Annotated in this window: 27 protein-coding genes; 17 read left to right on the top strand and 10 right to left on the bottom strand. The window is 67.6% G+C overall.

Annotated features, from left to right (window positions below; all coding sequences use genetic code 11):
• The first annotated feature begins 36 nt into the window (after nt 1-36).
• The 5 genes from ACFW6D_RS17500 (at nt 37) to ACFW6D_RS17520 (ending at nt 3,915) form a co-directional block, all read left to right on the top strand.
• Entirely contained in the window at nt 37-1,098 is a 1,062-nt protein-coding gene (locus tag ACFW6D_RS17500; RefSeq protein WP_379329549.1) for a septum formation family protein, read from the top strand.
• 14 nt (nt 1,099-1,112) lie between these two features.
• Nucleotides 1,113-1,451, top strand: coding sequence for a metallopeptidase family protein (locus tag ACFW6D_RS17505; protein WP_379329551.1), 339 nt, complete (start codon nt 1,113-1,115; stop codon nt 1,449-1,451).
• A 109-nt stretch (nt 1,452-1,560) separates the two neighbouring features.
• Nucleotides 1,561-1,872 carry a PE family protein gene (locus ACFW6D_RS17510; protein WP_379329296.1) on the top strand — a complete coding sequence of 104 codons (312 nt, stop codon included), beginning with the start codon at nt 1,561-1,563 and terminating at the stop codon, nt 1,870-1,872.
• A 91-nt stretch (nt 1,873-1,963) separates the two neighbouring features.
• Nucleotides 1,964-3,082, top strand: a complete 1,119-nt coding sequence (locus tag ACFW6D_RS17515) for a PPE family protein (protein WP_379329298.1) — start codon at nt 1,964-1,966, stop codon at nt 3,080-3,082.
• Entirely contained in the window at nt 3,079-3,915 is an 837-nt protein-coding gene (locus tag ACFW6D_RS17520; protein ID WP_379329300.1) for an ESX secretion-associated protein EspG, read from the top strand. The genes ACFW6D_RS17515 and ACFW6D_RS17520 overlap by 4 nt, the downstream gene beginning before the upstream one ends.
• 112 nt (nt 3,916-4,027) lie before the next feature.
• On the opposite strand, the gene ACFW6D_RS17525 is transcribed toward ACFW6D_RS17520, so the two are convergent.
• The 3 genes from ACFW6D_RS17525 to ACFW6D_RS17535 form a co-directional block, all read right to left on the bottom strand.
• Nucleotides 4,028-4,693, bottom strand: coding sequence for a histidine phosphatase family protein (locus tag ACFW6D_RS17525; protein WP_379329302.1), 666 nt, complete (start codon nt 4,691-4,693; stop codon nt 4,028-4,030).
• On the bottom strand, nt 4,690-5,604 hold the full coding sequence (pheA, locus tag ACFW6D_RS17530; protein ID WP_379329304.1) for a prephenate dehydratase: 915 nt from the start codon (nt 5,602-5,604) through the stop codon (nt 4,690-4,692). The genes ACFW6D_RS17525 and pheA overlap by 4 nt, the downstream gene beginning before the upstream one ends.
• A gap of 150 nt (nt 5,605-5,754) precedes the next feature.
• On the bottom strand, nt 5,755-6,177 hold the full coding sequence (locus ACFW6D_RS17535; protein WP_379329306.1) for a hypothetical protein: 423 nt from the start codon (nt 6,175-6,177) through the stop codon (nt 5,755-5,757).
• A gap of 101 nt (nt 6,178-6,278) precedes the next feature.
• Here ACFW6D_RS17535 and ACFW6D_RS17540 point away from each other — a divergent pair, with 101 nt between their 5' ends.
• From ACFW6D_RS17540 to ACFW6D_RS17560, 5 genes are all read left to right on the top strand, one after another.
• Nucleotides 6,279-7,040, top strand: a complete 762-nt coding sequence (locus ACFW6D_RS17540; RefSeq protein ID WP_379329308.1) for a DUF2470 domain-containing protein — start codon at nt 6,279-6,281, stop codon at nt 7,038-7,040.
• A gap of 61 nt (nt 7,041-7,101) precedes the next feature.
• Nucleotides 7,102-7,878, top strand: a complete 777-nt coding sequence (locus tag ACFW6D_RS17545) for a CPBP family intramembrane glutamic endopeptidase (protein WP_379329310.1) — start codon at nt 7,102-7,104, stop codon at nt 7,876-7,878.
• A gap of 284 nt (nt 7,879-8,162) precedes the next feature.
• Entirely contained in the window at nt 8,163-9,617 is a 1,455-nt protein-coding gene (locus ACFW6D_RS17550; protein WP_379329553.1) for an LCP family protein, read from the top strand.
• Between the two features lie 9 nt (nt 9,618-9,626).
• A complete protein-coding gene (locus tag ACFW6D_RS17555) occupies nt 9,627-10,157 on the top strand; it encodes a ferritin (protein WP_379329312.1) in 531 nt (176 codons plus the stop codon).
• A 139-nt stretch (nt 10,158-10,296) separates the two neighbouring features.
• Nucleotides 10,297-10,845 carry a ferritin gene (locus ACFW6D_RS17560; RefSeq protein ID WP_379236485.1) on the top strand — a complete coding sequence of 183 codons (549 nt, stop codon included), beginning with the start codon at nt 10,297-10,299 and terminating at the stop codon, nt 10,843-10,845.
• A gap of 252 nt (nt 10,846-11,097) precedes the next feature.
• Here the strand turns inward: ACFW6D_RS17560 and ACFW6D_RS17565 are convergent, their stop codons facing one another.
• The 4 genes from ACFW6D_RS17565 to ACFW6D_RS17580 form a co-directional block, all read right to left on the bottom strand.
• Nucleotides 11,098-12,018, bottom strand: coding sequence for a DUF5926 family protein (locus ACFW6D_RS17565; RefSeq protein WP_379329314.1), 921 nt, complete (start codon nt 12,016-12,018; stop codon nt 11,098-11,100).
• Between the two features lie 51 nt (nt 12,019-12,069).
• Complete coding sequence (locus ACFW6D_RS17570; protein ID WP_379329316.1) at nt 12,070-12,837, bottom strand: glycerophosphodiester phosphodiesterase; 768 nt, start codon at nt 12,835-12,837, stop codon at nt 12,070-12,072.
• Nucleotides 12,834-13,811: a DUF4328 domain-containing protein gene (locus ACFW6D_RS17575; protein WP_379329318.1), complete on the bottom strand. Its 978-nt coding sequence runs from the start codon at nt 13,809-13,811 to the stop codon at nt 12,834-12,836. Before ACFW6D_RS17575 ends, ACFW6D_RS17570 begins: the two co-directional genes overlap by 4 nt.
• Nucleotides 13,812-13,921: 110 nt before the next feature.
• On the bottom strand, nt 13,922-14,281 hold the full coding sequence (locus ACFW6D_RS17580) for a rhodanese-like domain-containing protein (protein ID WP_379329320.1): 360 nt from the start codon (nt 14,279-14,281) through the stop codon (nt 13,922-13,924).
• A 336-nt stretch (nt 14,282-14,617) separates the two neighbouring features.
• Here ACFW6D_RS17580 and ACFW6D_RS17585 point away from each other — a divergent pair, with 336 nt between their 5' ends.
• The 4 genes from ACFW6D_RS17585 (at nt 14,618) to ACFW6D_RS17600 (ending at nt 17,749) form a co-directional block, all read left to right on the top strand.
• A complete protein-coding gene (locus tag ACFW6D_RS17585; RefSeq protein WP_379329322.1) occupies nt 14,618-15,229 on the top strand; it encodes a hypothetical protein in 612 nt (203 codons plus the stop codon).
• Nucleotides 15,230-15,382: 153 nt separating this feature from the next.
• On the top strand, nt 15,383-16,006 hold the full coding sequence (locus ACFW6D_RS17590; protein ID WP_379236497.1) for a superoxide dismutase: 624 nt from the start codon (nt 15,383-15,385) through the stop codon (nt 16,004-16,006).
• Between the two features lie 153 nt (nt 16,007-16,159).
• Nucleotides 16,160-16,687: a peptidase gene (locus tag ACFW6D_RS17595; RefSeq protein WP_379236499.1), complete on the top strand. Its 528-nt coding sequence runs from the start codon at nt 16,160-16,162 to the stop codon at nt 16,685-16,687.
• A gap of 354 nt (nt 16,688-17,041) precedes the next feature.
• On the top strand, nt 17,042-17,749 hold the full coding sequence (locus ACFW6D_RS17600) for a TMEM165/GDT1 family protein (RefSeq protein ID WP_379329324.1): 708 nt from the start codon (nt 17,042-17,044) through the stop codon (nt 17,747-17,749).
• A 132-nt stretch (nt 17,750-17,881) separates the two neighbouring features.
• Here the strand turns inward: ACFW6D_RS17600 and ACFW6D_RS17605 are convergent, their stop codons facing one another.
• Nucleotides 17,882-18,520 (bottom strand): TetR/AcrR family transcriptional regulator, encoded by a 639-nt coding sequence (locus ACFW6D_RS17605; RefSeq protein ID WP_379329326.1) that lies wholly within the window; start codon nt 18,518-18,520, stop codon nt 17,882-17,884.
• Nucleotides 18,517-19,395, bottom strand: coding sequence for an SDR family NAD(P)-dependent oxidoreductase (locus ACFW6D_RS17610; RefSeq protein ID WP_379329328.1), 879 nt, complete (start codon nt 19,393-19,395; stop codon nt 18,517-18,519). The genes ACFW6D_RS17605 and ACFW6D_RS17610 overlap by 4 nt, the downstream gene beginning before the upstream one ends.
• A 150-nt stretch (nt 19,396-19,545) precedes the next feature.
• On the opposite strand from ACFW6D_RS17610, the gene ACFW6D_RS17615 reads away from it, so the two are divergent.
• From ACFW6D_RS17615 to ACFW6D_RS17625, 3 genes are all read left to right on the top strand, one after another.
• Nucleotides 19,546-20,313 (top strand): SDR family NAD(P)-dependent oxidoreductase, encoded by a 768-nt coding sequence (locus ACFW6D_RS17615; RefSeq protein WP_379329330.1) that lies wholly within the window; start codon nt 19,546-19,548, stop codon nt 20,311-20,313.
• An 80-nt stretch (nt 20,314-20,393) separates the two neighbouring features.
• On the top strand, nt 20,394-20,615 hold the full coding sequence (locus ACFW6D_RS17620) for a hypothetical protein (protein WP_379329332.1): 222 nt from the start codon (nt 20,394-20,396) through the stop codon (nt 20,613-20,615).
• On the top strand, nt 20,612-20,821 hold the full coding sequence (locus ACFW6D_RS17625) for a hypothetical protein (RefSeq protein ID WP_379329334.1): 210 nt from the start codon (nt 20,612-20,614) through the stop codon (nt 20,819-20,821). Before ACFW6D_RS17620 ends, ACFW6D_RS17625 begins: the two co-directional genes overlap by 4 nt.
• On the opposite strand, the gene ACFW6D_RS17630 is transcribed toward ACFW6D_RS17625, so the two are convergent.
• Nucleotides 20,822-21,271 (bottom strand): GNAT family N-acetyltransferase, encoded by a 450-nt coding sequence (locus ACFW6D_RS17630; RefSeq protein ID WP_379329336.1) that lies wholly within the window; start codon nt 21,269-21,271, stop codon nt 20,822-20,824.
• Between the last annotated feature and the right edge of the window lie 39 nt (nt 21,272-21,310).

Consider the following 21,310-nt stretch of genomic DNA (forward strand, 5'->3'; position numbering starts at 1 on the left):
GGTCCCGTGGCCACCGCCACGACGCACCCAGCAACGGTGCCTGATCGACGGGACACAAGGGGCCGCGACCTCGAGCGCGCCAGCGCTCCAAAAACACTGTCCGCGACGAAATTGCGTTGGGGGCTGCTGATAGCCGCCCTCGGGGCGATCCTCGCGGCCACGGTCACCATGACCGTGGCGGGCTTCGACACCGACAAGGTGGAGGCGCATCAGCCCGGCGCCGCGCCGGTGGTGCGCGACAAGGAGTTCAGCAGCGCCGCGCAGGGCGACTGCCTGACCTGGTCCAAGCCCGACCGCAGCGACCTGGTGAAGGTGAACTGCGCCGACAAGCACCTGTTCGAGGTGGCCGGTGTCATCGACCTCAGCGCCTATCCGGGGCGTGAGTTCGCCGAGGGCACCCGGCACCCCGATTCACTGCGGATGACCGAGTTGCGTGACGAACACTGCGTGACCGCCGTGCAGAAGTACCTCGGCGGGCGGTTCGACCCGCGCGGCAAGTTCATGGTGAACGTGATGTCGCCGAGCCCGGCCGGATGGCAGCACGGCGACCGGACGCTGCGGTGTGGCGTCCAGGTCGCCGCGACCACCGCGAGCCCGGCCACCACCGGCAGCCTGGTCGACAGCGACCAGTCGAAGGTCAACGCCGTCGGCACCTGCCTCGGCATCAATCAGAACCTGCCCACCGACCCGGTCGACTGCGCCCAGCCGCACTCGGTGGAGATCGTCGGCACCGTCGACCTGTCCACGAACTTCACCGGCGGGCCGCCGTCGGAGTCCGAGCAGGACAAGTTCGTCGAAGCAGAATGCAACCGCCTCTCCGGCGACTACCTCGGCAGCCCCGACGCCATCCGCAACAAGACGCTGACCCTGTTCTTCGACTACCTGGAGCCCGCCAGCTGGCTCGCGGGCAGCCACAAACTGGACTGCTGGCTCGGAAAAGGTGCCGACCGTGAGGGTTTCGCGACCGTCGTCGGCTCCGCCCGCGGCGAGATCCTGATCGACGGACAGGCTCCGGTGCCCCCGCCGAACTCCGGACGATCCACCCCGGCCCCGCTGCCCGGCGCCGCGCCGCTGCCGCCGCAGCCCCAACCGAGGTGACGTTGTCCGAGCGGATGCCGGCGGCGCGTTTCGAGGAGTTGGTCAGCGATGCCCTCGACCAGATCCCGGCAGAGCTGTCCAGTGCCATAGACAATGTTGTTGTGCTGGTGGAGCCACGAAACGACGAGGAACCGTCGCTGCTGGGGCTCTACCACGGGATCGCCCTCACCGAGCGCGACAGCTACTACGCCGGATCGTTGCCGGATACCATCACGATCTATCGAGAGGCTATTCTCGACATCTGCAACACCGACGACGAAGTCGTCGAGGAAGTCGCGATCACCGTGATCCACGAAATAGCACACCATTTCGGGATTGACGACGACCGGTTGCATGAGCTGGGATGGGGTTAGCGAAATTGGGTGGGGAATCGATGGAACCGAATGACCCGCCCTCGCGTCCTAGTACTCGTAGGGGGAATTCTCGTGGTTCCCGATAGCCGCCACCAGAAGGAGTCGGGTCATGGTTGGACACGTTCTCGTTGCACCTGAAATCGTCCTCGCCGCATCCGCGGAGTTGGATCTGCTCGCCGAGCGCCTCGCCATCGCGGCCGGGCTCGCCGGGCCGACCACGCATGTGCTGCCGTCCGGCGCCGAAGAGGTGTCGCTGCTCGCGGCGTCGCACTTCAACACCGCAGCGGGCAAGCACGACGGTTCGGTCGCGCAGGCGATCCTCGAACTGCATCACGCGGCCGCGACCTTGCGCTCGCAGCTGACCAGTCATATCGGGGAAGACGTCGCTCGCGCGGCGACGATCAACGCCGTCCAGGTGTAGTCGCACCGAACTCGTCGTCGATCATCAACTTCGTCGCCCGCGCGACAATTTACCTCGTCGCCGCGACAATGTACCCAGGGGAGAAACAAGCATGACCGCAGGGATCACCGGGGTGTTCTGGCTGCCTCGTATGGCCGAAGTGAACTCCACCACCCTCAACGCGGGCGCACACGCGGTCCCGATCAGCGCCGCCGCCACCTCGTGGGGCACGCTGGCCGCCGCGTGGGGCGACGCCGCCTTCACCATCACGCGCGTGATCGCCGAGGTCGGTGTCGGCCTCCAGGGCGTCAACGGCATCGCCGTGCTCGCCCGTCTCGCGCCGTTCGCGGGCTGGGCCAGCCAGCAGGGCGTCGCGGCCGCGGCGGCCAGCGCCAAGTGCGCGTCCAACGCCACCGCCTACACCGTCGCCTCCATCGCGATGCCGAGCCTGCCCGAGATCCTCGCCACCAACACCGCGGTGGTCGCCTCGGCCAACCCGCCCGGTGTCGTGTCCGGCGCGTTCGAGGCGGCCGAGGTCGTCAAGCACGCGATGGACATCCGCGCCGCGCTGGTGATGGAGACCTACGAGGCCGCCACGTCGGCCACCGTCGCTATCCCCAGCGAGTTCACGATGCCGCCCGCGATCGCCAACGGCGCGGGCTCCGCGCAGGGTGACTTCGGTGGCGGCGATCCGCTGCAGACCGCGGCCGCCGCGGTGCAGGCCATCGCGTCCAACCCCGGTGTGGTCAGCGCGGCCACCCAGGCTGCCAACACCGCCGGTGGCGTGGTCACCAGCGGCGTCAGCACGGTCGGCCAGGTCGGCGCCTCCGCGATCTCGGCGGTCACCGCGCCCGCCGGCACCACCGCCGTCGCGCCCGCCATGACAGCGGGTGTCGGCGCCGCCGGTGCCGCTGTGGGTGGCATGGGCACCACGTCGGCCAGCCTCGGTGGCGTCAGCGCGGGCGCGCTGAAGCTGCCGGAGGGCTGGGGTGCGCCCGCCGCCAACGCGACCGCGAGCGCGCCGGTGTCGGAAACGGTCGTCAACCGCGCCGATGCCGCACCCGTGCGCAACACCGGTGCGGCGGGCAACCCGCTGATGGGCAACCGGCAGAAGGGCGAGGAAGACGATGAGCACGATGGCGTCGACTACGTGCGCACCGACGAGTTCACCGACGGTCGCTACGCGGCCGAAGGTGTGATCGGCGCCGACCTCACCGGATCGGCCAAGTGACGGTTCTCGGCTCGGGCAGCGGAGGTTCGCTGCTCGGCGCCGTCGTGCTCTCGCTCGACGACATGCAGTTCCTCCTGGAGAAACTGGAATTCGACGAGATGCCCGTGGTGCTCGACGCCATGGGCCGGTATGACAACGTCACCGCGCACGACGCCGCTATGAACGTGGCGCAGGACACCCTCGCCGAACGCGAACTGCTGTTCGGCGACGTGGTGGCACCCGAGCTCGCCGAACGGCTGCGGGTGCTCTACCGGCCGCAGTGGATCATCGCGCTGCGGTGGGTGGTGGCCGGCCAGGTCAACCGATTCTGTCTGGCGCAGGGCGACGACCGCGCGGTCGTCGCCCTGCGCGGGCCGGAGTCCTACGTCATCGACGACGCCGGACTCGACCTGCCCGCCGCGGTGCTGCACGCACTCGGGCCGGTCGAAGCGCTGGAACTGTACGGAATGAACGCGCCCACCGAACAATTGGCGCCGATCTTCGGCGACACCGGTGACGTGTCCGCCACCGCGAAGCGCCTGAGCAAGGTGGGCAACCCGACAACCGACGCGCAGGCGCTGGCCTCGGCACTGGTGGAGATCCACTCCTACGCCGAGATCGTCGGCGTGGCCTACGGTGACGGCACCCGCGACATCCAGGACAACCACATCGCCGTATTCAACACGCGCGCAGGCAGATTCATCATCACCGCCAGCGTCGCCGACGACGGAGTGAAGTGGTCGTCCATCGCCAGCGGCACCAACGCCCGCCTGCGCACCGCAGTCGCCGACCTCATCGAGTCACTACCGGTGCGATCCGAATTCCCTACCGCGGCAGCCAGTAACCCGGCGTAAGCCCACCCCCACCGCAACCATCCACCCCCACCGCAACCATCCACCCCCACCGCAACCATCCACGCCTACGCCCCCACAAGTTAGCCGCGAACCGGAGGCGCAGCCGGAGCGTTCAGCCCATCGGGTCGTCGGCGGTAGGGTCTGCCTTGATCGTGAACGGCGGGGTGAATTTGCCCCAGCGTAGGCATTCCCAGCCGCCGTCTTCGGTGGGGAGCAGTTCGATGGTCTCGGTGTTGTCGAGGTGGTTGTTCGTGGTGAACGGGGGTGCCACCCCGGCCAGCCACCTGCCGAGTAAACGCATGGCGGCGCCGTGGTTCACGACCACCACGTCGCCGTCGGCGTCGTCGGTCAGGAACTCCTCGCGCAGGCCGTGGAGGACGGGCAGCATGCGGGCGAGTACTTCGTGGCCCGTTTCGCCGCCAGGAGGACTGAACTCGAGATCGCCGTGGTGCCAGCCGCGGTAGATCTGCTGGAACAGCTCGTGGGCTTCTTCGTCGGAACGGCCGTCGAGGTCACCGACCTGAACCTCGTACAGGCCGTCGAGGACGAGAGCCGGTGTGCCGGTTGCCTCTTCGATGTGGCTCGCGGTCTGGCGGGCGCGCAGGGCGTCCGAGGACACGAGAACCTGGGGTGCGCGCTCGAGGCTTGCGCCGAAAGCTTTCGCCTGTGCCACACCGCGTTCGGTGAGCGGGAGGCCGGGCACCTTCGTATCGAGGATCTTCGCGACATTGCCCTCGGTCTCGCCGTGGCGCACCAGAATCAGTTTCGCGCGGGTCATAGGTCCGCGACCCCCTTTCGCAATTGCGTCAACCATTCAGCGGCGGGTTCGTCCGACGGCGGCGGAGAGCCGAGAAGTGCTGTCGCGGGCCATGATCCGAGAAATCGGACCTGGGTGGTGCGATGCAAGGCTTTCAATGTTTCGGCGACCGCCGGGTCGTCGAGGTGTCCGACACAGTCGAGGTAGAAGCGGTAGGTGCCCATGCCCGTTCGGGTGGGCCGCGATTCGATGCGGGTGAGATCGACGCCGCGCGTGGCGAATTCGGCGAACGCGCGCATCAGAGAGCCCGGCTCGTTGGGCAGTTCGAGCACGACGGAGGTGCGGTCGGCGCCGGTGGCGTTGGGGGCGACGCCCGGCTGGGTCACCAGGACGAAGCGGGTGATGGCCTGGTCGTGGTCGGCGACGCCGGCGGCCAGGGTGACCAGGCCGAGTCGTTCGCCTGCCAGGGCGGTCGAGATCGCCGCGTCGGCGGTGCCGGCTGCCACGTCTTCGGCGGCGGCCGCGTTGGAGGCCGAGGTGAACGGGCGCGCCTCGGGGATGTTGCGCGCCACCCACTCCCTGACCTGCGCCGCCGCCACCGGGTAGGCCGCGAGCGTGCGCACATCGGCCAGCGCGATGCCGGGTCGCGCGAGGATCGTGAAGGTCACCTCGAGCTCGGTTTCGGCCATGATCTGCAAGCGCGGTCCGATGGCGAGGGAGTCCAGGGTTGCCGGGATCGAGCCCTCGACGGAACTCTCGATCGGCACGACGGCGCCATCGACGGTGCCGGTGCGGATCAGGTCGAGCGCCGCACCCTGACTCGGCGCGGCAACCCGCTCGACCGGCCCGTCGAAGGCCCCCGAGCTCTCGAACTTCGCCAAGGCCATCTCGGTAAAAGTCCCGGATGGTCCGAAGTAGGCAATACGCGGCACACCGCAACTCTAGCGGCTGGCGCACCCGGGTTTTCGGACTCGACGACCAGGCACGTCGCCACGCATGCCTACACCCTGGGCCGGGTAGGCGGGGATGCGTAGCGACCGATGCCTACATCCTGGGCCGGGTCGCCCCACCGGAGCCTGCGGCTAGTGGTCCAATACCCGCAGCGCTTCGGTAATCGCCTGTTCCTCCGGCGTTTCGATCCCCAGCAGCACAGTCCGAGTGGCTTCGATCGCGGCGGGCTTCAACGACTTCAGGAAGTCCAGGTCGGGGCTGGTCAGGGCGGTCGGGATGTCTTCCCCGCAGAGGGCCGCGACGGTGCCTGCGACTACCGCGAGGGCGCGGGGCCCGCTGGTGGTGTGGGCGGTGAAGCCGTGGTCGGCGTGGGCGATCGCGGCCAGGAAGGCGGCGAGGTCGGGGTCGGGGATGTCGACGTCGACGGGGGTGGGGGAAGTGCCTGCGGGGCGGACCAGGTCGGCTACCAGGCTGCGGCGGGCGGGGGCCGAGAGGTTCAGCAGGACGGGTTCGGCGGGGGCGGGGTGGGCGTCGCCGTGGTCGTCGTGCGTCATCGGTCCACCGTATCGGCTCGGTTGTTCGGGGTGTCCTCTTGCGTGGCGAGGATTTGTAACTTAGCTTAGGTTTACCTAATCAAACGTTCGCGGAGGTTGTCATGTCGAGCCCCACCACGATCCTCGCGCCGACCACCGCCGAGCGGGTGCGCAGTGCGTGCGCCCATGCCGAGACGGCGGTGCTCGCGCTTCCCGGGATCGACCCCGTCCCCACCACGCTGCACCACCTGCGCCGTTGCGGCGACGCGGTGATCGCGGTGCCCGAATCCTCGCTCGCGGCGGCGCTGGCGGCAACGGCCAACGAGACCTCGGCGGTCCTCGAACTCACCGACCACGCGCCGCTGCCACTGCGCGAGCCGGTGCGAGCGCTGGTGTGGTTACGCGGATGGGTGCGGCAGGTGCCCGCGCAGGCGCAGCGCGCGCTCGCCATCGAAATCGCCAAGGAGTACCCGCATCCCGGCCTGCTCGATGTGGGACACGGGGTGACATTGCTGCGGATCGTGGTGAATTCGGCGGTGCTGGCCGACACCGCCGGCGCCGAATCCGTCGATCATGCCGATCTGCGCGGGGCTACGGCCGATCCGTTCTGCGAGTTGGAAAGTGCTTGGCTGCAACACATGTCGGAGGACCATGCCGATGTGGTCGCCCTGCTGGCGCGGCATCTGCCGACCCGGCTGCGCGGGGGGATCGTCCATCCGCTCGCTATCGACCGCTACGGCCTCACCCTGCGGGTCGAGAGCAATGATGGCGATCATGATGTGCGCCTGCCGTTTCCCACCCCGGCCGATGACATCCAGTCGCTGAGCCGCGCTGTCCGCGTACTGGCCGGCTGCCCGTTCTTGAACGGCCTACGCCGCATCTGATCGGCTCACCTCGAGTCGTCAGGAACAGACTGAAGCGCGGTCGCTGTTTACACTGCGCGGCATGCGTGTGGATCCTCCGGAGAGCCAGTTGAGCGAGCGGGAGCGGTTCGGGCTGCGGGTGGAGATCGCGGTCGTGCTGCTGGTGACCTTCGGGTTGAGTGGGATCAGTGCCGGGTTGTCGCTGCTGGATTCGGCGTTGTCGCCGGGTGGAGTGGGTGGGCGGACGGTGGCGTTGAATGCGTCGCGGTCGAACAACTCGCTACTCGATCTGTTGTTCCAGTTGGTCGGGATCACCCGGTTGCTCGCTTGGGCGGCGTTGGGGCTTTATCTGTTGTGGCGCAGCGGGATCGGGCCCCGGATGATCGGGCTGGCCCGGATGCGGCGCGGCGACGTCGTGGCGGGGCTGGTGCTCGCGGCGGTGATCGGGGTGCCGGGGCTGGCGCTGTATCTGGTCGCGCATGCGATGGGGGTGAGCGTCACGATCGTGCCGAGTTCGCTGTCGGAGCAGTGGTGGCGGCTGCCGGTGCTGGTGCTGTCGGCGTGTGCGAATTCCGTGGCCGAGGAAGTGCTGGTGGTGGGGTATCTGCTCACTCGGCTGCGCAGGCTCGGGTGGTCGGAGAACTCGTCGCTGGCGGCGTCGGCGCTGCTGCGCGGGAGCTACCACCTGTATCAGGGGCTCGGTGGTGGGCTCGGCAATATCGTGATGGGGGTGATCTTCGGGCGCTATTGGCAGCGCACCAACCGGCTGTGGCCGTTGATCCTGGCGCACGCGACGATCGACGCGGTCGCCTACATCGGCTACAACCTCTTGCGGGGGCGCGTGGGCTGGTTGCCGTGAACTGTCCAGCCGCAGCCCTCGGCGCGGTGTTCCCGAATGCCCGGTCCACCTGCGCGATGTGCCCTAGCGGACCGCCGGATCAGCGGCTCGAACGGGCTGCCCAGCGATTGGGTCGCCCGCGGCGCATCGGCGTGCCCGATCACTGATATGCACGGCGTGTCGCGGCGAGTTTCACCACATCACCGCGTTTCGCGATAACAGTGACCCTCGCGCGGGGTATCCCAGTAGTGACCGTGCGCGCAGAACCCACTCGCGCTCCCCACGATCAGTAGAGTTTGACGGTGATGAACGGCGACGCTCCCCGCGAGGACCCCCGTAAACGCCGGGTGCCGCCGTCCGGCCGCCCCGGCGGTCCCGAAGTGCCCGCACCAGGTCGTCCAGCGCCCGCACAAGGTCGTCCAGTGCCCCCGCAAGGTCAGCCGCTGCCGCAGCGAGGTCGCTCACTGCCGCCGCAGAGCGGCGATCCGCGCTACGGCCGTCCCCCCGTGAACGACGGGCACCCGGGCCCGGAGAACGGCCCGACGGTTCGGTACAACCAGGCACCTCGGCGCGGCGCCTCCCATATCGAACCCACGCAGGTGATGCACCGCGGCAACTCCGGTGACCAGCCGCTGGCCTATTCGCAGATGCCGCACGAGCGCGTCGAACCCCGGCGCGCACCGCAGCCGCAGCGCCCGGTTCCGCGTCGCGATCACGCCCCGACGCAGCGCCCGGTCCCCCATCACGACGGTCTTCCGCCGCGCCGCACTCCCCCGCCCGCGCCTCCGGGCCGACAGGCGCAACCGCCGAAACGCAGGCGCAAACGTCATCCGTTCCGTTGGTTCATGGTGATCATCGTGGCGCTGATCGTCGGCCTGATCGCCGCGGTCATACACCTGGACAACTCGCTGACCCGCATCTCCGCGCTCCCGAACTACAGCGACCGCGTGAGCAATACGCCCGGCACCAACTGGCTGCTGGTCGGTTCCGACGGTCGCGGTGACCTCTCCACCGAGCAGGAAACCGAACTCGCGACCGGCGGCGACACCGGACCAGAGCGCACCGACACGATCATGATGGTGCACATCCCGTCCTCCGGCCCGACCACGATGGTCAGCCTGCCGCGCGATTCCTACGTGAGCATTCCCGGCCACGGCAAGGACAAGCTGAACGCGTCGTTCGCGCTCGGCGGTGCTCCGCTGCTGGTCCAGACGGTGGAGGAAGCCACCGGCGTACGGATCGACCATTACGCGCAGATCGGTTTCGGTGGGTTCGCGAGCGTGGTCGACGCGATCGGCGGGATCGAGATGTGCCTGGACGAGCCGATCGTCGACCCGCTGGCCGGGCTCGATCTGGCCGCTGGCTGTCAGAAACTTTCCGGCCCGCAGGCTCTCGGTTATGTGCGCACCCGCGCGACGCCGACCGCCGACGTGGACCGGATGAACCGGCAGCGGGCGTTCATGGCGGCGCTGCTGAAGAAGGCCACCGGCATGGGCACCCTCGCCAATCCGTTCGCGTTGTGGCCCATGGCCACCGGCGTCGCCGGTTCGCTGAAGGTCGACGACGGTGACCACATCTGGAACCTGGCCGCCCTCGGCTGGGCGATGCGCGGCGAGACCGTCACCACCAGCGTGCCGATCGGCGGATTCGACGACACCGAGGTGGGCAACGTGTTGCTCTGGGACAAGGCGAGGGCCACGGGTTTCTTCGAGGCGCTCGCGACCGATCAGCAGATTCCGGAGGAGCTGCTCACGCGGTAACGTCGAGTAATGGCGCAGAACTCGACATTCCCCGAACTCCTGCGCGACCAGATCAGGGTGGGCCTGACCACGGCTCATCAGTACCTGGCCGCCGCCGTCTACTTCGACGCGCAAGACCTCCCCGAGCTGGCCGGGCAGACCTACGCGCGCTCGACCGCCAGCCACGGGCACTCGATGCGCATGGTCCAGTACCTGCTCGACCGCGACGCGCCGATCACGATCGGTGGACTCGACGAGGTGCGCTCGGAATTCGACTCCCCGCGTGCCGCGATCAGTTTCCTGCTGGAGCGCCAACGGGTCACCACCGGACAACTCACCGCGTTGGTCGCAGCCGCGCGTGACTCCAACGATTTCCTCGGCGAACAATTCATGCAGTGGTTTCTGGCCGAACAGGTCGACGATGTCGCCGGGCTGACCACACTGTTGACCGTGCTCGACCGCCAGGACAACCTGTTCGACGTGGAGGAATTCATCCGCCGCGAACTGCGCGGAACCGTGCACGTGGATACCACCGCCCCCAGAATGGCGGGCGCGAATTAGGCGCGCCTTCGCCTTCACCGCGCCCGTGCTCAACTGAGGAACGCTGCGCAACTTAGGAAATACTTGGTTAGGGAATACTGTCCTCAATAAGGCTGCACTTGGATGACAACCCCATGTGACCAGCATTAATGTTGCCCACATGTCGATTCATCCGGAAGCCCCGCGCAGCAAGTTCCACACTCTGCTCCAAGACCAGATCCGGCATGAGTTCAACGCCGAACACCAGTACATCGCGATTGCGGTGTGGTTCGACAACAACGACCTGCCGCAGCTCGCCAAGCGTTTCTACGCACAGTCGGTGGAAGAACGAAATCACGCGATGATGATCGTGCAGTATTTCGTCGACCGCGACATCACCGTGGAGATCTCGGGCATCGATGCGGCGAAGTCGAAGTTCGAATCCGCCCGCGAGCCGATCGAACTGGCGCTGGCCCAGGAGAAGACGGTCACCGATCAGATCGTCCAGCTGGCGAGCACCGCTCGCGAAGAGGGCGACTACCTCGGCGAACAGTTCATGCAGTGGTTCCTGAAGGAACAGGTCGAGGAAGTGGCCGCCATGACCACTCTGCTCAATATCGCCGATCGCGCCGGGTCGAACCTGTTCGACCTGGAAGCGTTCATGTGGCGTGAGCTGAGCACCCCGAAGGATGCCTCCGGTGCTCCGTCGGTCGCCGGCGGCAGCGTCTAGGAACAGCAGAAAGGGATTCGGCTCGCGGGCAGCGAGCCGAATCCCTTTCGCGTTTCACCTGCCGGTTTTCACCAGCCGGATCCGGAACCGCCCGAGCCGGTGTTGGCCAGGATGGTGCCGATCACAATCTGGGCCAGACCGGCGATAGATCCAAGAAATTCCACGATGCCTCTTCTTTCCTCATCACCGATTGTCCGGTTCAGTCGTGAACCTAGCCGACCGGCTCTGTGAAAGAGGCATGTTTCATTAAGTTCAGCGCAGGGTAACCTGACGCGAACGCAGGCCATCGCGCGAACGACGCTCTTCGGTGGTCATCGGCTCCTCCGAAGCCAGCGCTTCGGCCAGACGAGCACCGAATTCGCGCGCGGGCGCTTCCCACTCGGTCGGGTGCATCTCGGGATCGAGATCGAACACCGGCACCAGCAGGCCGTGCGTGCGGAACGAACCGGCGAACCGCGAACCCTCACCCATGTGCAGACCGCCGGTGGCGTGCACGCGAGCCAGCGCCAGCATCAGTGCGTCCTCGTCCTCGGGACGAACCCACCGCACGTGCGCCTTCTCGCCCGCGTCGACCCACCAGGCCGCGCCGACGGAATCCGGGCCCAGGTCAAGGCGTGCCGACGGCATGATGGCCTGCTTGGCCTGCTCGATCGTCGCCGCCACCTGCGGATCCGGAGTGACGCCCTCGGGCACCCACCAGTCGAAGTCCTGGTGCACAGTGAGCTCGAGATCGGCACCGGGATCGATGACATCGGCCAGGCGCGGACCGCCTTCGACAGCGTCTGCCGAGTTCAGCGACTCGCCAGCCTCGGCCGACTGGGTCCACAGGATCGCGGCCGCGATATCGGCCGACGGGTCATCGCCGCGGAACTGCATCTGCGTGCCGACGAAGCCGACCGGCTCGTCACCGGCGCGCACCAGCGCGGCCACCGCACCGGGCAGCACCGTCGCCAGGGTGACCTCGCGCTGCGCGGCCACACCGGGCGCGAGCTTCAAGGTCGCGGTCGCCGACGGCACGAACTCCCGCAGCGCCACCAGATCACATTCGGCGGCAAGCCCCTCGAACGGCCGTGATACGGCCGCGGATGCCTGCTCCTGCGCCGCACGCCGCTGCGCGAGACGCTGAGCCCGATTACTGTCGGGCTTCGGACTGTTCCGCTTGCTTTTACCCACGGGTGGAGTTTATGGCCGAGCAGCGGGTTCGCTTACCGCGCCCCCTCTTCGTCAGACTTCGGCGAGTAGCGCTTTCGTGCGGCCGGGGTGGTTGGTCGCGACCCAGCTGACGCCCAGATCCGCGCACAGCGTCACGTCTTCGGGGTCGTCGACCGTCCAGCAGTAGGTGGCCCGGCCCGCCGCGGCGGCCTTGTCGACCAGTTCGGGATGCTCGCGCAGGGTTTTCACCGACGGACCGACCGCGGTCGCGCCGACCGTGGTGGCCGCACCGCCACCGAGGAATCGCGACGATTCGCCGAGCAGCACGGTCGGCAGCAGCGGTGCCGCGCGACGGATCCGCCACACCGCGGTCGCCGCGAACGACATCACCACCGCGCGGGAATGATCAGCCGAAGCCGGCGTTGCGATGCCGAAACGCTGCAGTTCGGCGAGGACCTTGTTCTCCACCAGGGCGCCGTAGCGGACGGGGTGTTTGGTCTCGATGAACAGTTTGGTCGGGCGGGTGCGCCAGTCGAGGACGAGGCCGATCAGGTCGCTCAGCGCGAGCACACCCTGCGGTTCTTCCTCGGTGCCGAAGTTCATGTCGCGCAACTCGTCCAGGGTCAGTTCGCTGACCAGGCCGGTGGCGTCGGCGGTGCGGTCGACGGTGCGGTCGTGCACGCAGACCAGGTGACCGTCGCGGGTGAGCCGGACGTCGCATTCGACGCCGTCGGCGCCCTCCTGCAGCGCTAATTCGTACGCGGCGAGGGTGTGCTCGGGCTTCGCCGCCGACGCGCCACGATGCGCAACCACGAAGGGTGGGCGATTGCTCTGGCTCACTTGGCCACGACCTCCTCCTGCGAATTCTCGCCTGTCCGAACAGAATCCGCATCGTCGACCACGTCGGGCCCGGCGGTGACCGAAGCGAGGGTGCCATCGTCGGAGGCCACAGCACCCGGCGCGACGGGCGCGATGACGACCTCGGCGGGGTCGGCCGCCATCACCCAGCGATGCGCCGACCGGACGTCACCGCGCAGGTCGCGGCCTTCCAGCGTGCGCACCATCCACAGCGTGAGCACCGCGAAGCCGGCCGCGCACAGGTTGGTGAAACCGGTGAACGAGACGCCGTCGGCCTCGGCCTGCAGGGTCGACGCGTCGCGCCACAGCGTCGCCGCGATCAACAGCAGTCCGCTGAATGCCCAGCCTGCCCACCAGATTCGCACGGCCCGATGCGATCGTGGATCGGGGTCGTCGCCGAGTAGCTCGGTGAGGAACACACCCGGCCAGATCAGATTCACGCCAGGCACCAGGCAGCCCGCGATCAGCGTCCACCGTTTGCGCGGGTCACGCTTGCCGTAGGCGGTGAACACGATCGTGCGGGCTTCGATCAGCCAGGCGACCAGCGAAATCGCCGCCACCAGCGCGCAGATCGGCGCGATGATGCCGAACACCAGCACCGTCGCGTCGGAGATCCACAGCAGCCAGCTGGGGATGAGCCGGGCGCGGTTCTGCAACAGGATCAGGTAGCGGCCGTATTCGGCGAGGGCGGCGAGCAGGAACGCGATCATGGTCACGATCAGCAGACGGTCGCGGTAGACGGCGAGACCGCGCAGCGGACGTTCCGGGATGCGAGCCGACGACGGTGGCGCATCGAGCAGGCCCCAGCGCGGGGTTTGCGTGTAGCGCGGGGTGGGGCCGAGCGGGGCAACGGTGGTTGCGCCCGCTTTGCGGGTGCGGTGGTCGGGTCGGCGCGCGACCCAGCGGTAGTTGCGCTGGGTGACCGGTGCGTCGACCTTGCCCGGCGAGAGCAGCACCCCTCGGCAGCGTGGGCACCAGTGCATCGGCGTGCCCTGGACGGCCCACCGCGCACCACAGCGTGCACATGGTTGCACCACCGAACTCACCCGCGCACCCCGCTTCCGGACTAGTAGATCTTGGCTTCGTGATCGCCGTCGGCGACCACCGGACGGCCGGTCTGCTGCCAGGCCACCATGCCCCCCGCGACGTTGACCGCTTCGTACCCGATATGGGCGAGATACCGGACGACCTCGATGGATCGGCCGCCCTGCCTGCACACGATGTAGAGCTCGGCGTCGATATCGAGCTCGTCGAGGCGGGCCGGCACGTCGACCATCGGGATGTGGATGGCGCCCGGCGCGTGGCCGAGGTTCCATTCGTCGGGTTCGCGCACGTCGAGCAGCTGCGCGCCCGCCGCCGGGTCCGTGTGGTCGAACGCGGCGGGTACCGCACCCACCGGCACCGTGGGGACATCGGAGCTCGTCACGCCTCGATCCTGCCATGTCGCGCGCGTTGGGGGGCGAGGCTGTGCGAGTACGCCGCGATCGGCGCACGTCAGCTATCGGCCAGCACACTTTCGGCGGACACGCGGGGGCAACCGCGCGCGGCGCCCGGTGAAATCCATCGGGAGCGACCGATCCGGGACTCCCCTCCATGTCATCCCGGAGCGGTCGCTCGCCGCTGACGTCGGGATTCGTGGATTTATTCCGGTCCCGACATCTACTTGGACGCAAGCGGGCCCGATTCGGTTCCATAAAAACGAGATCAATAGAGAAAATCTTAAATCCTGGGATCTGGGCGGCCAGATCGGTAGCCTGGGCGCATGAACGTGAGCAGGGGGCTACTCGACAGTTTCGACATCAACGGCTTGAATACCGCTTTGTCCGAATCCACGTGTCTAGGGGTAGAAGTGGATGCTGCGGCGGGACGCCTGCAACTCGCTCTAGAGGTGCTGACGTTACCCACGGATGGACCCGCACCGATCGATACGAAAGTCCTGCTCACCTTCACCGGAGTCACCCGGGTGGCGGCCTCGTTGCGCATCCAGCGCTGGGACGATGTCGACCCTCGCGTACTTCCGCTGAGCCTCGACCAGCTCGACGAAGCCATCCAGAGCTTCGGCGGCGGCGGGCTGCACGGGTGGGAGTTCATCGACCTCGACGACAGTGGTTGGACGCTGTGGAGCGAACTGCTCAGTTTCGACACGGTGCTCGACCAGCGCATCGCCGCTCACGTCATCGAGTTCTCGCAGGAGGAGGGGATCGACCCCCGCGAGCTCGATGTGCGGGTGTGGTTCGACAAGATCTCGGTGACCGACACCGCCGGGCGCGAGATTCCGATGGGCGAGTTCATCGACGGTGGTCGGCGGTGGTGGGAGGCGCACGCCACGGGTGACGCCAGGACCACCAAGGCCGACATCGCACCGCCGCTGTAGCATTCGCGACCCTCACCGCAGAGTTTCCCTCCCGGTGATCGGAAGGGAATGCGGAGCCGCGTGTGCGAGGTTGCACGGGGCGGGTGTACGAATGATGGTTGGTGTTGTCGTCCGAACTGGGCGCACACAGCCCGACACACGGAAAGGGACATCGTGGCCGTCTACACGCTGCCGGAACTGGATTACGACTTCGGCGCACTGGAGCCTCACATCTCCGGTCAGATCAACGAGATCCACTACACCAAGCACCACGCCGCCTACGTCGCAGGCGCCAACAAGGCACTCGAGCAGCTCGAGGAAGCCCGCGAGTCCGGCGATCTGGCAGCCATCCTGCTGCTGGAGAAGAACCTGGCCTTCCACCTCGGTGGCCACTACAACCACTCCGTCTGGTGGAAGAACCTCTCCCCCAACGGTGGCGACCAGCCGGAAGGCGACCTGGCCGCGGCCATCGCCGACCAGTTCGGTTCGTTCGACAAGTTCCGCGCGCAGTTCACCGCTGCCGCCAACGGGCTGCAGGGCTCCGGCTGGGCCGTCCTGGGTTACGACACCCTCGGCCAGAAGCTGCTGACCTTCCAGCTGTACGACCAGCAGGCCAACGTGCCGACCGGCATCATCCCGCTGCTGCAGGTCGACATGTGGGAGCACGCCTTCTACCTGCAGTACAAGAACGTCAAGGCCGACTACGTGACCGCGTTCTGGAACGTCGTCAACTGGGCCGACGTGCAGGACCGCTACTCCCGCGCCGTGACGCAGGGCAAGGGCCTCATTTTCGGCTGATAGCGCCTCTCAGCAGGCCCGCGTGCGATTTCGCATGCGGGCCTGTTGTCGTTTTTGCCCGTTCTGGCACTCAGTGGTACTTGTGTGCCAGATGGGTTTGGGGCTATTCCTGTCATACGGGCATAGTCGCCCCCGGTAGTTCGGGAGGCCATCATGAATACACAGGGTCCGATCGGGATCACGCCGTTTCAGGCGCGGGGACGATTGAGCGGGTTCGTGGTGTCGGGGCGGTGGCCGGATACCACCAAGGAATGGGCGCAGGTGCTGGTGCTGGCCGTGCGGGTGGCGTCGATGCCGGGCCTGCTGGTGACCACCACGGTGTTCGGGGTGCGCGAGGAGCTGCCCGACGATCCGGAGCCGGGGACGGTGGGGTTGGTGATGGCGGAGGGGCCGGTGCTCGGGGACGAGGCGATCCAGCCGGGCCGGTTCGCCGCGCACACCCCGCCCGCGCTGCTGATGCTGCATCCGCCGTCGGAGACGCGTCCGTCGTTGCCCGAATGCGCGGGCGCGGCGTCGGGGTGCGTGTTGCTGCCCGGCGTGCCGCATCTGGGTTTGGAACATCGCGCGGCGTGGGCCGAGGCCGAACTGGACGGCACGATCACCTCATTGGTGAGCCGAGTCGGGATGGATCTGATCAGCGATCCGGACACAGCCGTGCTCGCAATGCTGCTGGCGGCCTAGCTCTTTCGCCTGAGCCGGTCTGGCGAACGACCGGCAACGGGTGTGCTGGCTGGTGAAATCAGGGAAACCGAACTATCACCGCCGCGTACCCAAACTTATTGTGGCCATTGAGATTTCGATTACCCGGACTTGGCATACCCGGAGCAACCGGACTACAGTGGTTGACAGCGAAGGGGAGTAGCCCGCAATCGCACAGTCGACATACTGGTCGCCGCCACAGGCGCGATCCGGCTGCGCGAACCGGTCACCACCGGTGGGCGAGACCTTCGGCCACGAACCGATCCGTCGACCGGTGTGGCTGAAGGCGCACCCGTCTCAGCCACAGGCCGGAGTATCCACCTGGGAGCTGAATTCATGATCGCCACGATCCTGTTGAGCTTCGGCGTCATTTTCCTCGCCGAACTCGGCGACAAATCGCAACTCATGGCGCTGACCTTTTCGCTGCGCTACCGCTGGTGGGTGGTGCTGGCAGGCATCAGCGTCGCCAGCGTCGCCGTGAACCTCATCGCCGCGGGCGTCGGCCATTTCCTCGGCACCGCGCTGCCCGCGAACGCCATCGCCGTCATCACCGCGCTCACCCTGCTGGTGGTCGGCCTCTGGACCCTGCGCGACGCGCTCACCAGCACCGATGACTCCGAACAAGCTCCAGAGCCGCCTAGCGCCCGCAACGCCTTCCTCGTCGTCATCTCCGCCTTCACCCTCGCCGAACTCGGCGACCGCACGATGTTCGCCGCCGCCGCGCTGGCCTCCAACAACAGTTGGCTCGCGGTCTGGATCGGCTCGGTCGCGGGCATGGTGGCCGCCGGTGGGCTCGCGATTCTGGTCGGCAAGATCGCAGGCAAGCACCTGCCCGAGCGCGGCATCGCCATCACATCGGGACTGCTGTTCCTGTTCTTCGCGGGCAAGACCGTGCTGGACGCGTTCGTGCCCGCGCTGGGCGGTTGGGGTTCGGCGGGGGTCGCCCTGATCGCGCCCGCCGTGCTCGGTGTCGGCGTCCTCGTGTGGCGCAAGCGCGAGCAGTCCACGGTGCGCACCGGGGAACTCGTCGACATCGCGAAGTGAACCGAACGCGAGGCGGCGCGGCCTCGTGACCTGCTCCGCGTACCAGTAGGCGGGCCCATAGACCCCGGCCAGAGTTACGAGGGCACGGCCCGGAACGCCCCGCTGGAGTTGCGAGGGGGCGCGGCCGGATCCCTAGGCGAACGCGTTTCCGTAGAGCGTGCCGGAGCGGCCGGCCAGGGCGATCAGCTGGTCCTTGATCCCGCGCAGACTTTCCGGGTCGTCGGCGGCGATCCGGCCGGTCACCATCGCGCCGATGGCGGCGGCCAGGGTCGCGCAGGCGAAGCGCTGGTCGTCGGATTCGGCGCCGAGCATGGTGGAAACCACCTCGACGAAACGGTGTTGCAGCGCCATCCGCGCTTCGATGGCCGATGGGCCGACCGCGTAGACCTCCACCAGGAACAGCCGGGCCGAGGCGGGGTCGTCGATCATGTGGTCGAAGTAGGCGGTGAGGATGCGGTCCATTCTGGTGAGCGCGTCGGTGTCGGCGCAGTCGGCGATCACGGTTTGGAGCTTTTCGGCGAGTGCGCTCGATACCCGGTCGAAGGCCGCGTTGAAGCAGTCCTCCTTCGAGCGGAACATCTCGTAGAAGGTTTCCCGTGAAACCCCGGCGCGCTTGAGCACGGCCGCCACCGGCGTGCCGACGTAGCCGCCGACGGTCATGGCCTCACCCATCGCGACGAGAATGCGTTCACGCTGCGAGGCGACGACTTCCTCGCGCGAGAGATGGTGGCGGCCACGCGGAAGTTGTTGCCGCAGGGTCGAATCGCTCATGCTTGCCGTTCCATTCTGCGGGGTCGGGCTGGCTGGTCGGTGGTGAAGGGGACGTCTTCGGTGCGGGCGATGTCGATGGCGCGGGCCAGGCGGTCGCCCTGGACCCGCTGTACGACCAGTTGGGCCAGCAGCCGGAACGGTCGCACCCACGCTACCCACCAGGGCGAGACAACGGTTTTGCGTCGCCGCGCGATGGCTCGTTCCATCGCGACGACCGCGGGGCCGACCGGTGAGTTCCCGGTCAGACTCGTCTCCCCCAACACCGTGTGCGCGGCGGCCGTTCCGAATCCGCGCACCGTCATGTCGGTGTCGATGCCAGCGAAATAGCTGACCCCCACCTTCGCCCCGGTCGAGCGTAGTTCCGCGCGCAGGGTGGCGCCGAGGGAGGCCACCGCGGCCGCCGACGCGCTGTATGCCCCGCCGAGGGGCAGCTGCACCTCCGAGGAGATCGACGACATCATCAGCACATACCCACGCGGATGCGAAAGATGCGCACCCGCCGCCGACACCGTGTACGCCACTCCGAGCACATTCACGGCGAGGGTTTCCTCCAGCACCGACAGATCCCCGCCGATCATCGCCATCTGCTTGGCGACGCCCGCGTTGGCAACTAGTACATCGAGCCCTCCGAGTTCGGCGACCAGCGCCTCGACCACCCGCTCGACCTGTGCCCGGTCGGCCACATCGCAATACCGCCACGGCACGTCACCGCATTCGGCGGCCACTTCGGCCAGCAGGTCCGGTTCCAGGCCGAGCAGCGCGACCTGCGCGCCACTGGCGGCCAACCTGCGGGCGAGCGCGGCACCGATCCCGCGTGCGGCTCCGGTGATCAGGACCTTGCGTCCGGCCACGGTAGGACCGGCGAACGATCTCATGAAGGCACGCTACCACCGGTAAACACCGGTGTTCACGACGTTTTCCGCACCGCCCATGATGGGTGTTCCAGACCACACCTCGCACGCGCTAAGGTGCCCTTATTGGCAGGCAGCACAATAAGCCGCCGACAACCTACAGATAGGACCGTTGTGGAGATTTCGGGTTCCGCCGCCATTGTCACCGGAGGGGCTTCCGGCCTCGGTGCCGCCACCGCCAAGCGCCTCGCCGACGCGGGCGCCACCGTGTTCGGCCTGGACGTTCCCGCGTCCATCGAGCGCGCGGGCGACAACGTCCCCGCCGGTGTCACCCTGATCGCGGCCGACGTGACCAGCGGCGACGAGGTCGCCGCCGCGATCGCCCAGGTCACCGACGGCCCGGCGCCGCTGCGCATCGTGGTCAACTGTGCCGGTGTCGGCTGGGCGGGGCGCATCCTGTCCAAGAACGGCCCGCACGATCTGGAGCTGTTCCGCACCGTCATCACCGTGAACCTGCTCGGCACGTTCAACGTGATGCGCCTGGCCGCCGACGCCATCGCCAAGACCGAAACGGTCGACGAATACGGCTCGCGCGGCGTGGTCATCAACACCGCCTCGGTCGCGGCCTTCGAAGGCCAGGTCGGCCAGATCGCCTACTCCGCCTCCAAGGGCGGCGTCCACGGCATGACCGTCCCCGCCGCCCGCGACCTCGCCCAGTTCGGCATCCGCGTCAACACCATCGCCCCCGGCATCATCGACACCCCCATGCTCGCCGGCGTCACCCCCGAATACCGCGCAGGCCTCGAAGCCGGCGTCCCCTTCCCCTCCCGCCTCGGCCGTCCCGACGAATACGCCCAGCTCGTCGAGTACATCGCCGCCCACGACTACCTCAACGGCGAAACCATCCGCATGGACGGCGCCCTGCGCATGGCCCCGCGCTAGAGATCACCTCGACGAACGGCGCCTTGCTCAGTGAGCAAGGCGCCGTTCGTCTTTCGCCGACGCACCCGCACAGCTGCCAGGTGGATCGCCTCGCGAACGATCTCGACCTCCTCGGCGCGAGAATCAGCAGCCGCCTTGATGGCGGCGAGATCGTGGGGCGCGTCGACCGGCTCGGCACCATGCTCGAGGCGTGGAAAGAAACGGCCCGCGCCTATGCCGATCCGCGGATCAGCGTGGACGGGTCGGATCTGCACTACCTGGAAACCCCCGAGCCTGTCCCGGCACCAGAGGCGCACAGGTGAACAAGAAGTCAGATGTACCTCGACCGCTCGAGCGCACGGAATACGAGATCGTGTTCATCTCCAGCGAAGCACAGAAAGGCTGGATCGACTGCCTGGCAGTCGCGCGGAACGCGACCGTCGATGCATGGGAGCAGTTCACGGCGAATCCGCAGGAGGCGGGTTTTGCTCGAGCGCTGTATGACCGCGCACCCCAAGGAGACCGATAACTAAACCGGGCGGGTGAAGGTGATCAGGGATCTGCCTGGGCCGTTGTAGTTAGGGATGGGGCCGGTGACTGTGAAGCCGAGGCTGCGGTGGAAGTCTATTGAGGTGTAGTTGGTGGGGGAGGTTATGGCGGTGACTGTGGTGCGGTTGTCGGAGCGGGCGAGGGTGAAGAAGGCTTCGTAGAGGGTTCGGCCGAGGCCGGATTTGCGGGCTTCGGGGCGGACTGCGACGAAGTGGATGTAGGCGGTGCGGGGGTCTGAGGGGGAGCCGAAACCTATGAGGAAGCCGGTGAGTTCGTCGTTGTCGGAGGCGATCAGGCTGGTTCGGTGGAAGTGGTCGAGGAACATTCGGGGGAGGTTGTGGACTGCTGCTCGGCCCCACCAGTTGTCGACTACGGCGATGATTCGGTCGTAGTCGTCGGGTCTTGCTCGACGGATGTTGTGCCCCACCATTACTCAATGGTGGACCTGCTCAGGCCTGTCAGCACCAGA

It is taken from the genome of Nocardia sp. NPDC058705, assembly GCF_042749305.1.
Taxonomy (GTDB): domain Bacteria; phylum Actinomycetota; class Actinomycetes; order Mycobacteriales; family Mycobacteriaceae; genus Nocardia.